Below are 13,097 nucleotides of genomic sequence, written 5' to 3'. Positions count from 1 at the left end.
ATTTGACTGGGCTCCCAGGTACAGATTTCCGCAGTTCAGGAGGCCGAAGGCAGTACTCTTCGGATCAGAGGTCGACGCCGTTCTCCGCGTCGAGCACCCGGAAGTCGGTGGCCGGGTTCCGCATCTCCTGCAATCGAGAGTTGTGCACGGCGATGCCGGCCTCGGATTGGACGGCCTGGTGGATCGGCACCGCGACGCGCGGCGCAACCCCCCGAAGGTAGTCGACGGACTCGCTGAGCTTCATCCATGGCGCGGCAGCGGGCAGCGCGAGGACGTCGATCTTCTCGAAGGGGATGTAGAAGGAGTCACCGGGGTGCATGAACTTCGCCGGTTCGGCATCGGTGCCCAGGATGTAAGCGACGTTGTCGATCACCGGGATCTCCGGATGGATGACGGCGTGCCGGCCGCCGGTGACGCGCGCCGTGACGCTCCCGACCTGCACGCTCGTACCACTGTGCGCCGCCGTCCATTCGCCGGCGACGTCGTCGCCGTTGAGCTGAGCCGTGGTCTGCGGATCGGCGAAGCGGGCAGCGTCGGGATTGGCTGCGACGAGGTCGGGCAGCCGTGCGACGTCGCAATGGTCGGGATGCTGGTGGGTGATCAGGATCGCGTCGAGCCCGGTGATGCCCTCGAAGCCGTGAGAGAAGTTGCCCGGGTCGAAGAGCACTCGGGTTCCGTCGAGTTCGACGAGCAGGCAGGAATGGCCGAAATGAGTGATCTGCATGCCACCACTGTGCTCCCGACTCCCGGTGGTGTCACGTGATGATCGGGAAGATTCCCCATCCGGCCGCGGTGTCGACGGCACGGAACACCCCGTAGCCGAGCCAGACCGCAACAAAGCCCACGACCACGCGGACGCTCAACCACGACCGGGTCCGATCGAGTGGCGCACCATCGCGCAACACCAGCGACCAGAGCGCGATCACGACGGCCACCGCCGTCAACACGAGCAGCAGCGGGCCGAACAGATTGAACGAGAATGCGTTCGACACGTCACCGTGCATCAACGACACCCAGCTGCGGGTCAGCCCGCAGCCGGGACATGGGAGTCCGGTGAGCCGGCGGAACGGGCACACCTCGGGACCCGACGACGCGCCCGCGGGCGACCACGCGCATGCGACCGCGATCCCGGCGATCCCGACCCCAGCGACGGTGGCTGCTCCGGCCAGGCTCACACTGGACAAGGCGCGACCCGGCTCGGCGGTGGCCACCGCGGCATCCTGAAGACCCTGGTCGGCGCGTGGTTCGGACGTCACCCGACCAGCGTAGCCAGGCCGGTGCCCGTCGTCATCGATCAACCGTGTGACAGGCATCCAAGAAGAACGTGACAAGCTACTTACCGAGTAGTAAGGTACGTACTTACTACCGAGTAAGATCGGTGCGATCAAACCCTCACGCCAACCGGGATCCTCCCCGAGAACAGCTGGTGAACATGACTAGCCACACCGAACCGCGCGACACCTCCGCCGTCGGAAAGACCAAGCACCCGCGCAACTTCATCGGCACCGCCATGCGCGTACTGACCACCGTCACCGGCTCGGAGTTCGCCGAGAAGTACCAGATCCGCGAGCCGATCAACCGCATCGCCTACCAGGCCACCAAGACCGGCTTCCAGACCCTCGGCGCCGCCAACCGTGCGTTCAAGGCCGCCCAGGGCGGATCCGGTAAGGCCAAGCGCCTCACCAGCACCCCCAAGGACTACTTCAACCTCACGCCCGACGACGAGCAGCAGATGATCGCGGAGACGGTGCGCGAGTTCGCCACCGAGATCCTGCGTCCCGCCGCCTACGACGCCGACGCCGCCGCGACCGCACCCGAGGAGATCCTCAAGCGATCGGCCGAACTCGGCATCACCATGATCAACGTGCCCGAGGAACTCGAGGGCGCAGCCACCGAACGCGGCGTCGTGACCAACGCGCTGGTCGCCGAGGCCATGGCGTACGGCGACATGGGCCTGGCCATCCCGCTGCTCGCACCGAGCGGCGTGGCCACCACCCTCACCAACTTCGGAAGCGACGACCAGCAGCGCACCTACCTGCCCGACTTCGCCGGCGAGAACGTCCCGCAGTCCGCGGTCGTCATTGCCGAGCCGAAGCCACTGTTCGACGCATTCAACCTGTCCACCAAGGCAACTCGTGTGCCCAGCGGTTACCGCCTCAATGGTGTGAAGTCGTTCGTCCCGGCAGCCGGGTCGTCGGAGTTGTTCATCGTCGGCGCCCAACTCGAGGGCAAGCCCGCGCTGTTCATCGTCGAATCCGACTCGAAGGGTCTGATCGTCGAAGCCGATCCGGGTATGGGCGTGCGTGCCGCAGGCATGGGCCGTCTGCTCCTGCAGGATGTCGCCGTCCCGACGTCGGCTCTCATCGGTGAGGGCGAGTCCTCTGCTGCTGCCTACCGCGACGTCGTTCGGCTCTCGCGTCTGGGCTGGTCGGCGCTGGCTGCCGGCACCGCCAAGGCCGTCCTCGACTACGTGATTCCCTACGTCAACGAGCGTGAGGCCTTCGGCGAGCCGATCTCCAACCGTCAGGCCGTGGCCTTCATGGTCGCCACAATCGCGACCGAGGTCGACTCGATCCGCCTTGTCACCCTGCGTGGCGCGGCTCGTGCCGAACAGGGACTGTCGTTTGCTCGCGAGGCCGCACTGGCCCGCAAGTTGACCATCGACAAGGGCCTGCAGATCGGCCTCGACGGCGTGCAGTTGCTCGGTGGCCACGGTTTCACCAAGGAGCATCCGGTCGAGCGCTGGTACCGCGACCTGCGTGGCGCGGGCATCGGCGAAGGCATCGTCGTCCTCTGACGACCTACCGGACTTCAGGAGCATCGCAATGAGCATCAATCTGGAACTGCCCAAGAAGCTGGGCGTCACCATCGACCAGGCCCATCAGGCCGCCGCCGAGATCTTCCGGCCGATCTCACGCAAGTACGACCTGCGTGAGCACGCCTACCCGGTGGAGCTCGACACTCTGGCCAGCCTGTACGACGGTCTGTCCGAGACCGGCCAGGCCGGTGCCGGTGCCGACGCCGGCCGCAGCCGCGAGAAGACAGCGAAGCCCAAACCCGAGGGCACTGTCGTCAACGGCGGCAACATGCAGTCCGTCGTCAATGTGATGGAAACCTCGTGGGGCGACGTCGGCCTCATGCTGTCGATCCCCTACCAGGGGCTGGGCAACTCGGCGATCGCCGCGGTCGCCACCGACGAGCAACTCGAACGCTTCGGCAAGGTGTGGGCCGCGATGGCCATCACCGAACCGAGCTTCGGCTCCGACTCCGCGGCCGTCACCACAACGGCCCGGCTCGACGGCGACGAGTACGTCCTCAACGGTGAGAAGATCTTCGTCACCGCGGGGTCGCGCGCCACGCACATCGTCGTGTGGGCGACCGTGGACAAAAGCCTGGGCCGTGCGGCCATCAAGAGTTTCGTCGTGCCGCGTGAGCATCCCGGGGTCGAGGTCGTCCGGCTCGAGCACAAGCTCGGCATCCGCGTCTCCGACACCGCGGTCATCCGGTTCGAGAACTGCCGCATCCCCAAGGAGAACCTGCTGGGATCGCCCGAAGTCGACACCAAGAAGGGCTTCGGCGGGGTCATGCAGACCTTCGACAACACCCGTCCGCTGGTCGCGGGCATGGCCGTGGGCGTCGCGCGTGCCGCTCTGGAAGAGCTGCGGCGCATCCTCGAGGACGCCGGCATCGAGATCGACTACGACCGCCCCGCCGCCGACCAGCATGCCGCCGCCGCCGAGTTCATCCGCATGGAATCCGACTGGGAGGCAGCGTATCTGCTCACCATGCGCGCCTGCTGGATGGCCGACAACAAGCAGCCGAACTCGCTCGAGGCGTCGATGGCCAAGGCCAAGGCCGGCCGAACCGGCACCGACATCACCAACAAGACAGTCGAATTGACCGGAACCGTGGGCTTCTCGGAACGTCTCCTGGTGGAGAAGTGGGCCCGCGACTCCAAGATCCTCGACATCTTCGAGGGCACCCAGCAGATCCAGCAGCTGATAATCGCCCGCCGTGTGCTCAACAAGAGCAGCGCCGAGCTGAAGTGAGCTGAGCCAGAGCAGAAGTGGCATGCCGGAAGAGGGCCGGCATGCCACTTCCCTTTCTCCCCGCTGGGTGCGAGCCTCGAAGCCGTTGGCGAGCTGAAGTTCTCAGCCCGCAGGCACCAACAGCACCGGCACCTTGCGTTGTCCGATCACCCGGTGCGCCACGGACTGTCCCAGCAGCGCATCCAGGTGCGACATCAGCCCGCCACGCGGGTTCCCGACCACCACCATCAGCGCCGAGTATCGGTCGGCCACCGTGATGAGCAGGTCGGGAGCCGATCCATGGCCGCTGTGATAGGTCCACGACGCCGGCACGGCGTCGAGCAGCCGTCGGGCCTCCAGCGCATTCTCGTCGGCGGTCGCGGCGAACTGCTCACTCCAATCGGGCGCGTCCGGGTCGAGCGGCTCGTCATCGAGGTCGACGATGTGCACGAGGTGGATGTGCACGTCGAGCCGGTCGGCGAGCATCACCGCGAATCGAACGGCGGCAACGCTGTCGGGCTGGCGGTTCCACCCGATCACCAATGCGGCCTGCGCGCGCTTGGCCGGGGTGGGGCCGCGCCGGTGTCTGCGCAGTGGACCGTTGTCGTCGTATTGGCCGAAGGTGTTGTCGTCTGCCATGTCTGACTCCTCTACAGCGCCCACGCCAGGGCGAGTCCGGCCGCGCAGGCGGCCACCGATGCGACCACCGACGCCAGCGCATTCGCCAATGCCCTCATGCCGTCGCGGCGTTGCGCGAGCCGCGTCGTCTCGACCGACGCGGTGCTGAACGTCGTGTAGCCGCCACAGAATCCGGTGCCGAGGATCGCCTGCAGGTCCGACGGTGCGGCGTGGTAGATCACCAGTCCGGCGAGAACACCGAGCAGCAGCGAACCGGTCACGTTGATGACGAGCGTCGCCCAGGGGAACGTCGTCGGACGCCACTGTTTCACGGCGCCGTCGACCACGAACCGTGCCACCGAACCCACCGCGCCGGCCAGCAGGATCAGCGCAACCGTCACGACACCGCTCCTCGCCCGCGCAGGAGTTGGCCGGCGACAACGATTCCCGCCCATGCACACACAACCCCGAGCACCACGCTCGATGCCGCATAAGCGATTCCCAGCCCGACCGCGCCATGGTGACCGAGTTGCGTCGTCTCGAGAGCGAACGAGCTATAGGTGGTGTACGAGCCGCAAAAACCTGTGCCGACCAGCACCCGAATGGTGCGGCGCCACCCGTCGTCGGGCCCTGCCAGGGCAAGCACCTCAAGCAACGCCCCGAGAATGAACGCGCCACTCAAGTTGACACCGAACGTCGCCCATGGCCAGTCCGTGCCGTATGCGGGAAACAGGTGTTCGGTCAGGTAGCGCAATCCGGTGCCGGCGATTCCACCGAGAAACACGAGTGCGATCGCCCGCCACTGCAGATGAAGCGGGCGCGAACTGTCCGGATCGAGTGGCAGTTCGGGGTGCGAGTCGGCTGCGTGATCGGCCATGCGTCAGTCCTATCCGTCATTTCGGACAGGAGCCATCAGCCGTGTCGGCGGTTCGGAGCAATCACACTCCCGGTGGAGATCCATCACCGTGGACAACGGTAGCAGGGAGGAGGCGTGGATGTCCCGATCCTCACCGCTGCGGCCCTGGCCATGGAGTGCGGGAGGTGGGAAGAGTGCCGTCGTCCTACCTCCCGCACTGCTTCTGAACATCTGCTCGCAGCCCCTGGTCGACACGACCAGTACTCGTCGAGTCAGCGACTGACCCGCGACGTAGTCGGCGATCGTGGCCGCGGGAAGTGTCCGCCGGCGCGCGAAGGCGGACACCCCAATGGGTCATTGGAAAGCGTTGTAGCAGAGAGTGCCCCATACACGGCACCTTCTGCTACAACGTTGGCTGCTTGGTCGCACAAAAACTAGGGGAAGAAACTCTTCCCCTACCCCTGGAGTCCTCCCCGCGAAATTACTCGCGGACGACTCAACAAGCAGGGGCAGAAAGTAGGGGAAGAACCTTCCCCTACTTTTAGTGGCCCGGTGGCACGCTGACATCGTCATCTCACCCGCCCTTCGAGGCTCGGCTGGCGCCTCAGGGAGCGTATTGGGGGTGACGCATTTCCCCAGCTCAGCCGGATTGGTCACCACACTCGTCGAGTCACACGACCACCACGTACAGGACGATCAGATAGATCGGGACGATGACGTCGAAGAAGAAGATCGGCCCGGCGTTGCCCGGCGCGAAATTGCGATTCACCACCATCTCGCGCACGTGACCGACAGCTGCACCCAGATAGAACACCGCGAACGCGATGATGGTGGCCAGCCAGAACTCCTTGCCGAAACCCGACGCCATCACGCCGAGCACACCGGTCGCGAGACTGGCGAGTCCCACCTCCCACTGCCACGGCGTCTTGGCGGGCCACCCGATGGATTCGGCGATCGGCTCGCCGAAGAACATGTGTCCGCAGCCCGTCATCCAGCCCTGCACGCCGATCATCCAGAGGATCGAGTTGGCCAGCAGATCGTCACCGAAATGGCCACCGGGAGTGAGCACATCGACGACGGTCGAGATGATGGTGCCGGCGATCCCGACAAAAGGGATCAGCCGGATGGACAGTCGCAGCGAGCGGTCGAAGGCCGACCCGGTCGTCGGCGCCACCTCACCCGCCGATCTGCTTCGCCAGATCGGCCAGCACGTCCGGGTCCTCGATGGTCGACGGCACGGTGTACTCCTCGTTGTCGGCGATCTGCCGCATGGTCTTTCGCAGGATCTTGCCCGACCGGGTCTTCGGCAGGGCGGGAACCACGGTGACGTCGCGGAACGTCGCGACCGCACCGATCTGCTCGCGCACCATGGCGACGAGTTCGCCGCGCAGGACGTCGGGTTCGATCTCGACACCTGCCTTGAGCACCACATAACCGCTCGGGCGCTGGCCCTTCAGGTCGTCGTGGATGCCGATCACCGCGCACTCGGCCACCGCCGGATGCGACGCCACCACCGCTTCGATACTGCCGGTGGACAACCGGTGTCCCGCAACGTTGATCACGTCGTCGGAGCGGCCCAGTACGAACACGTACCCGTCTGCGTCCACATAGCCGGTGTCACCGGTCACGTAGTACCCCGGGAAGGTGTTGAGATACGAACCGCGATAACGCTCTTCGTCCTGCCACAGTCCGGCGAGCGTGCCGGGCGGCAGGGGAAGCTTGATGACGATGTTGCCTTCCTCGTCGGCGCCGAGCGCGTTGCCCTCGGCATCCACGATCCCGACGTCGTACCCGGGAACCGGCACCGTCGGGGAGCCCGCCTTGAGCGGCATCGGTTCCAGCCCACGGAGATTCGCGGCGATGGCCCAGCCGGTCTCGGTCTGCCACCAGTGGTCGATGACCGGCACTCCGAGCACCTCACCCGCCCATTCGAAGGTGTCCGGGTCGAGTCGCTCGCCCGCCGCGAACAAGGCGCGCAGCGAGGACGTGTCGTACTTGGCGAGTTCCGCCGCATCCGGATCCGCCTTGCGGATTGCGCGGATGGCCGTCGGTGCAGTGAACAACGCATTTGCCTTGTGCTGGGCAATGACTCGCCAGAATGCGCCGGCGTCGGGCGTGCCGACCGGCTTGCCCTCGTACATCACCGACGTCGCGCCGGCCAACAGGGGGCCGTAGACGATATAGGAATGTCCGACCACCCACCCCACGTCCGAGGCCGTCCACCACACATCTCCGGGTTCTATTCCGTAGATGTTGCTCATCGACCACGTGAGTGCCACGGCATGACCACCGTTGTCGCGCACCACACCCTTGGGCTTTCCGGTGGTGCCGGACGTGTAGAGGATGTAGAGCGGATCGGTGGCCGCAACCGGCACCGGCGCGACCGGCTCGGCGGCCGACGTCAATTCCTCCCAGTCCAGCCACCCGTCGTAATCGGCTGCCGCACCGCCGATCTCGGGACGGTCCTTGACGATCACCGTTGACGGCGGCGTCGTCGACAACTCCAGCGCACGCGCCACCATCGGCAGGTACTCGACCGTCCGCCCCGGTTCGAGACCACCGGAGGCGGTGACGATCGCGACTGGCGCGGCGTCGTCGATGCGGGTGGCGAGCTCGGGTGCCGCGAATCCACCGAACACCACCGAGTGCACCGCACCGATCCGGGCGCAGGCGAGCATGGCGATCGCGGCCTCGGGGATCATCGGCATGTAGATGACGACGCGGTCGCCTGCGCCCACCCCGCGGCCGGCGAGAACGCCCGCGAACCGTGACACCTCATCGAGCAGCGCCGCGTAGGTGTAGTGCCGGACCTCACCCACCATTGCCGAGTCCCAGATGAGGGCCGTCCGATCACCTTTTCCGGCGGCGACGTGACGGTCGAGCGCGTTGTGGCAGGTGTTCAGCGTGCCGTCCGGGAACCATCGGTAGATCGGCGGCGCCGAGTCGTCGAGTGCCCGCGTCGGTGCGACCTCCCAGTCGACACCCTTCGCCGCGTCGAGCCAGAAGCTCTCCCGATCGTCCTTGGCCTGCGAGAACGCCTCCGCATATCGACCCATTGCCCGTCCCTCTCACCGCGTAACCGTGTCTTGTGCCGCTTCGAGGGTAGCGATGTGATCGTTGCCACGGCGTTGCTTAGCGGGCTGTGCGTTCACCGGTCGACCGGCTGCGACGAGCGGTTGGAGAAGGTTCGCGCTCACCGGTTTCGGGTCAGCGGAAGCGTGGAGCTCGGGATCGATCCCGCCGACTCAGTTGCGATACTTCTCGACCACATCGGCCGGCCGAACGCCCGCGTCGTCCGGGTTCTGTCCCGCGTCGCGCTTGGCCTGACGCTGTCGCAGCAGGTCCCAGCACTGGTCCAGCGAGACCTCGATCGCGGCCAGCCGCGCGTTCTCGTCCTCGCGAGACACCTCACCGCGCGAGAGTTTGCCCCGCAGGTCGTGCTCCTCGGCGATCAGATCGGTGATGTGGGAGTGGATGGACTTGTCGGTGTCGGCCATGGTTTCCACCGTAGTCCGCACTGCGATGCGCCCGTTCACATATGACGCGCATCCCCGACCGCGTGTGTGACTGCGTCGAGAAATCGCCGGACGGTGTCGAGCTCGACGCCGGAGAAACCGGCGGTCACGCCGACCACCCCATCGATGAGTGGGCCGAAGAACGCCCAGCCGAGGGTTCGGGCGTGGTCGGTGACGACGATCGTCACTCGTCGCCGGTCGGCATCCCCCCGTTCCCGGACCACCAGCTGCGCTCGTTCCAACCGGTCGACCAAGGCGGTCGTCGACGCACTGTTGAGCCCGAGATGGGTGCCCAGCCAGCCTGGGCTTGCGGGTTCGCCCGCGCGCTCGCGATCCAACAGTCCGATGAGCGCTCGGACGTCGGTCGAGTTCATCCCGTGCATCGTGGCGAATCCCGATCCGAAGTGCTCGAGTGCCACCACCAGTCGTCGGAGTTGGTGGACCATCTCCAATTGCTCGTCGTCTCGCGGTTCATCCACGTGCGCGCCCACCCGTCGAGCCTCCCACTTTCCCCCTCGATCGTCTAACCTCTCGTTTATCGACTGTCTCGACAAACGAGGGAATTTGATGTCACAGCGCGCGATCAGCGAGTTCTCCCAAACAGCAGCCGGACACGAGTTCTTCGTGGCCTACGACGCGCTCCTGGCTCGCTGGCCCGCCCACCGGGCAGTCGACGTCGAGACAGCACACGGGGTCACCCGCGCAAACGTCTGCGGTCATGAGCACGCACCTCCGGTCGTCCTGCTGCCCGGCGGCGGAGCTACGTCAACCGCGTACACCCACAACGTCGCAGCGCTCTCGGCTACGCACCGTGTCGTGGCGCTCGACGTGATCGGCGACGCGGGGCGCAGCCGGCCAGGCAGCGGCCGGCCGCGTGACACCTCCGAACTGCTGACATGGCTTGCCGATGTGCTCGATGAACTCGGCGTCGGCGACGCGCGCTTCGTTGGCCACTCCTACGGGGCGATGATCGCCCTCGCGTTCGCACTGAGCCACCATCGCGATCGTGTCGGTGGTCTCGTATTGCTCGATCCGAGTTCGTGTTTCACCGGAATGAAACCGACATACCTGCTTCGTGCGCTCCCCGTGCTCGTGCGCCCGTCTCCCGAACGCCAACGGCGATTTCTCGAGTGGGAATGCCGATCGTCGGGTGTGGACCCGGTCGATCTCGATCAGGACTGGCTCACGGTCGCATGCATGGCCGCAGCGTTCCCCACGACCCGGCCAGTCGTCCCCCGACGACCCGACGCCCGGGCCCTCGCCACCCTGAACGGGTTCGGAATGACCGCAATACTGGCTCCGCACAGCAAGATCCACGACCCGACCACGGTGGCCCAGCGGATCACCGCGACGGTCGAGGATGCCACTGTGATGACACTGGCCTCGGGGAGCCACCACACACTCCCGCTCGCGCCGGCGGACGACATCAACCACTCATTGGTGAGGGCACTGAATCCGGGCCCCACCGAGTAGAAGCCGACGAATTGAACCAGCGGCACGCGTCAGGACGGCGCCAACCCCACCTGTGGCACCGTCGCCGGCCGCATGGGCGTGCTCTGAGCGGTCCGACGTCGCGGTCGCAGATGCGTGGTTCCGTCGGTGACGACGAACTCGATCCGATCCGCCAACCGGCGACGCAGCGCGCGAGCGAGCGGACTCGGACGTCCAACCATGCCGACCACCACCGCGGAGGCGTCGAATCGGTCGGCGACGCGACTCAGGACGGTCAGCGGATCACCGACCTCGCTGACCACCGTCACCGATCGCGCTCCGGCACGCTGCGCCACCTCACGCGCATGCCGCAGATGCTCGGTGGTGATGGCCTCGTCGGTGAGTTGATACGCGTCGGCCTTCAGCGCGTCATTCCAGGCGTTGGGACGACCGACACGATGACGCCCCGTCGTGGCGGTCACCACCACGACGTCGGCGCCGGAGAATCGGGCGCAGACCATCCGCAGCGCGCGTTCCGATGCGTCGGAGTTGTTGCAGCCGATCACGATCGGCCCTCGGTCGGGCGGTGGAAACCAGGTCGAGAACGGCTCCCAGCGGTCGAACCGATCGAAGATGTGAAGTGTCATGAGATGCCCCTTGAGCGGTGTGGATTCCCTACCCTCACAACGGTATGGAGGGCACGCGGGCGAATCTCCATGCCGGAGACGGAAGCCGAGTCCACCCTGGGGTGGACATGACAGTCCATCGTCGGATTGATGAATCCGGTAATCAGCGGCCTATTCTGGACTGGTGACGGGCCTCACACGAGAACTGCGGCGTCGCCTCGAACTGGTCGGTGGCGACTATCCGCCGCTGTATCCGGTCGTGATCCTGGCTGCGAGCGTCGTCCTGACCATCACCGCCACGGCACAACGATTTCCGTTCGACGCTCCGTGGTGGACACTCGCGGCGCTGGGCTGCGCACTCACCACCCTGGTTCTCGACTTCACCGTCGCCGCCAAGACCGGCGCTTGTGTCCTGATGCTGGTCGGCACGTCCTGTTTTCTCATGGACCCGGTGCCCACCGATGCCGCGCCGATGCAGTTGGCCATCGTCACCGCGATCTCGGCCGCAATGCAGTCGCTGCGCACCGGGCTGACCGTCGCGGCGGCCTCCATCGCCGTCATCACCGGGTTCGCCGCCTTCGGAGGATTACAGGCGCCCGCCTACTACATCTCATCGGTGGCCATCGGATGGCTACTCGGCTACATGATCCTGATCCAGCAACGCCTCGCCGACAACCGGGCCCGTGAACTGCGCGCCCGCGCCGACAACGCAGCCGGTGAAGAACGACGCCGCATCGCCCGTGAGATCCACGACATCATCGCGCACTCGCTGTCGATCACGATGCTCAACGTGACCGGGGCCCGTCGGGCGCTCGAACAGGACCGCGACATCGACGACGCCGTCGACGCACTCCAGGACGCAGAACGACAAGGACGTCAGGCCATGGCCGAGATCCGCAACATCGTGCACCTGCTCGGTACCGACGAGGCATCCGTCACGCCGACCCCCGGCGCCGAAGATCTCGAACGGCTGGTGGCCGACTACCGCAAAGCCGGTCTGCAGGTCAACTTCCGAACGGTCGGGGACGTCGGCCGACTCTCGGCGCCGGTGGGCGCTGCCGTATACCGCATCACGCAGGAGTCGCTCGCGAACGTGGTGAAACATTCGGCTGCGCAACGCGCTTCGATCGTTCTCGCCGTCGGTGAGGACACCGTGGTGCAAGTACACAGCCCCTGCTCTGCCGAACCACGACCCTCACGCGACGGAAAGGGCATCACCGGAATGATGCAGCGCGCACATCTTCTCGGCGGGACCCTCGAGGCGTCCCGGACCGGCGACCTCTGGTCGGTGCGCGCCGCACTGCCCACCCGGGTCGGCGCCGACGAGGTCCCAGCGTGAGCACCACCGCGATCGGCGAGCCGGCGGTGCCCGTCATCCGTGTGCTCCTCGTCGACGATCAAGAACTGATCCGGACCGGTCTGCGTCGAATCCTGCGAGCCAAGGACGGCTTCGAGATCGTCGGCGAATGTGCCGACGGCTCAGAGGTTCTCGCGGCCGTCGCCGAACACAGCCCCGACATCGTGGTGATGGATCTGCGAATGCGCAACGTCGACGGGATCACCGCGACGACCATGGTCCGCGCCCTCAACAATCCACCGCCGGTCCTGGTGCTCACAACCTTCGACGACGACAAACTGCTGTCCGGCGCACTACGCGCCGGGGCAGCCGGATTCATCCTCAAGGATTCGCCCGCGGAGTCGTTGATCTGGGCGGTGCACGCCGTCGTCCGTGACGGCGCGTTCCTCGATCCGGCAGTCACGAGCCGTGTGTTGCACGGTTATCGGGGCAGCGGGCACGAACAGATCACCCGGCCCAGTGAACTCACCGACCGGGAAACCGACGTCTTGCGCCTCGTCGCGCGGGGCCGCACCAACGCCGAGATCGGCGCGGAACTGTGCATCTCCGAGGTGACGGTGAAGAGCCACATCAACCACATCTTCACCAAACTCGATCTGCGCGACCGGGCCGCCGCCATCGTGTACGCCTTCGACCACTCGCTGGTGCTCCCCGAGTACGACTAGA

General features: G+C 66.2%; 15 protein-coding genes and 1 riboswitch. Of the genes, 5 read left to right on the top strand and 10 right to left on the bottom strand.

Annotation, left to right across the window (positions count from 1 at the left end; genetic code table 11):
* Nucleotides 1–64: 64 nt before the first annotated feature.
* Together MKW15_RS19535 and MKW15_RS19530 are read right to left on the bottom strand one after the other, a co-directional pair.
* On the bottom strand, nt 65–724 hold the full coding sequence (locus MKW15_RS19535) for an MBL fold metallo-hydrolase (protein WP_240861066.1): 660 nt from the start codon (nt 722–724) through the stop codon (nt 65–67).
* A gap of 31 nt (nt 725–755) precedes the next feature.
* Nucleotides 756–1,256: a DUF2752 domain-containing protein gene (locus MKW15_RS19530; RefSeq protein ID WP_240861064.1), complete on the bottom strand. Its 501-nt coding sequence runs from the start codon at nt 1,254–1,256 to the stop codon at nt 756–758.
* Nucleotides 1,257–1,432: 176 nt separating this feature from the next.
* Here MKW15_RS19530 and MKW15_RS19525 point away from each other — a divergent pair, with 176 nt between their 5' ends.
* Both MKW15_RS19525 and MKW15_RS19520 read left to right on the top strand, forming a co-directional pair.
* The gene (locus MKW15_RS19525; RefSeq protein ID WP_240861062.1) at nt 1,433–2,797 is read left to right on the top strand and encodes an acyl-CoA dehydrogenase family protein; all 1,365 of its coding nucleotides are present in this window, start codon (nt 1,433–1,435) and stop codon (nt 2,795–2,797) included.
* Between the two features lie 28 nt (nt 2,798–2,825).
* Entirely contained in the window at nt 2,826–4,049 is a 1,224-nt protein-coding gene (locus tag MKW15_RS19520; protein WP_240861059.1) for an acyl-CoA dehydrogenase family protein, read from the top strand.
* Between the two features lie 102 nt (nt 4,050–4,151).
* Here the strand turns inward: MKW15_RS19520 and MKW15_RS19515 are convergent, their stop codons facing one another.
* From MKW15_RS19515 to MKW15_RS19485, 7 genes are all read right to left on the bottom strand, one after another.
* Nucleotides 4,152–4,667 carry a universal stress protein gene (locus tag MKW15_RS19515; protein WP_240861058.1) on the bottom strand — a complete coding sequence of 172 codons (516 nt, stop codon included), beginning with the start codon at nt 4,665–4,667 and terminating at the stop codon, nt 4,152–4,154.
* An 11-nt stretch (nt 4,668–4,678) separates the two neighbouring features.
* Nucleotides 4,679–5,047, bottom strand: coding sequence for a fluoride efflux transporter CrcB (gene crcB, locus MKW15_RS19510; RefSeq protein ID WP_240861056.1), 369 nt, complete (start codon nt 5,045–5,047; stop codon nt 4,679–4,681).
* Nucleotides 5,044–5,523, bottom strand: a complete 480-nt coding sequence (crcB, locus tag MKW15_RS19505; RefSeq protein WP_240861054.1) for a fluoride efflux transporter CrcB — start codon at nt 5,521–5,523, stop codon at nt 5,044–5,046. Before crcB (MKW15_RS19505) ends, crcB (MKW15_RS19510) begins: the two co-directional genes overlap by 4 nt.
* A gap of 19 nt (nt 5,524–5,542) precedes the next feature.
* A riboswitch (Fluoride riboswitch) is annotated at nt 5,543–5,620 on the bottom strand.
* 552 nt (nt 5,621–6,172) lie between these two features.
* A complete protein-coding gene (locus MKW15_RS19500) occupies nt 6,173–6,676 on the bottom strand; it encodes a DUF6790 family protein (RefSeq protein WP_240861052.1) in 504 nt (167 codons plus the stop codon).
* Nucleotide 6,677: 1 nt separating this feature from the next.
* Complete coding sequence (locus MKW15_RS19495; protein WP_240861050.1) at nt 6,678–8,558, bottom strand: propionyl-CoA synthetase; 1,881 nt, start codon at nt 8,556–8,558, stop codon at nt 6,678–6,680.
* Between the two features lie 189 nt (nt 8,559–8,747).
* A complete protein-coding gene (locus MKW15_RS19490) occupies nt 8,748–8,999 on the bottom strand; it encodes a DUF2630 family protein (protein WP_240861048.1) in 252 nt (83 codons plus the stop codon).
* 35 nt (nt 9,000–9,034) lie between these two features.
* Nucleotides 9,035–9,496: a MarR family winged helix-turn-helix transcriptional regulator gene (locus MKW15_RS19485; protein WP_240861045.1), complete on the bottom strand. Its 462-nt coding sequence runs from the start codon at nt 9,494–9,496 to the stop codon at nt 9,035–9,037.
* 88 nt (nt 9,497–9,584) lie between these two features.
* Here MKW15_RS19485 and MKW15_RS19480 point away from each other — a divergent pair, with 88 nt between their 5' ends.
* Nucleotides 9,585–10,490: an alpha/beta hydrolase gene (locus tag MKW15_RS19480; RefSeq protein WP_240861043.1), complete on the top strand. Its 906-nt coding sequence runs from the start codon at nt 9,585–9,587 to the stop codon at nt 10,488–10,490.
* A 29-nt stretch (nt 10,491–10,519) separates the two neighbouring features.
* Here MKW15_RS19480 and MKW15_RS19475 read toward each other — a convergent pair whose 3' ends face one another.
* Nucleotides 10,520–11,095, bottom strand: a complete 576-nt coding sequence (locus MKW15_RS19475; RefSeq protein ID WP_240861041.1) for a universal stress protein — start codon at nt 11,093–11,095, stop codon at nt 10,520–10,522.
* Nucleotides 11,096–11,255: 160 nt separating this feature from the next.
* Between MKW15_RS19475 and MKW15_RS19470 the strand changes: the two genes are divergently transcribed.
* Nucleotides 11,256–12,413 (top strand): sensor histidine kinase, encoded by a 1,158-nt coding sequence (locus tag MKW15_RS19470; protein WP_240861136.1) that lies wholly within the window; start codon nt 11,256–11,258, stop codon nt 12,411–12,413.
* Nucleotides 12,410–13,096, top strand: coding sequence for a response regulator transcription factor (locus MKW15_RS19465; RefSeq protein ID WP_240861039.1), 687 nt, complete (start codon nt 12,410–12,412; stop codon nt 13,094–13,096). Before MKW15_RS19470 ends, MKW15_RS19465 begins: the two co-directional genes overlap by 4 nt.
* Nucleotide 13,097: the final 1 nt, after the last annotated feature.

This window comes from Gordonia gummivorans (genome assembly GCF_022513585.1).
Classification (GTDB): domain Bacteria; phylum Actinomycetota; class Actinomycetes; order Mycobacteriales; family Mycobacteriaceae; genus Gordonia.
Note: the sequence above shows the minus strand (reverse complement) of the source record. Positions and strands in the feature narration are given on the sequence as shown.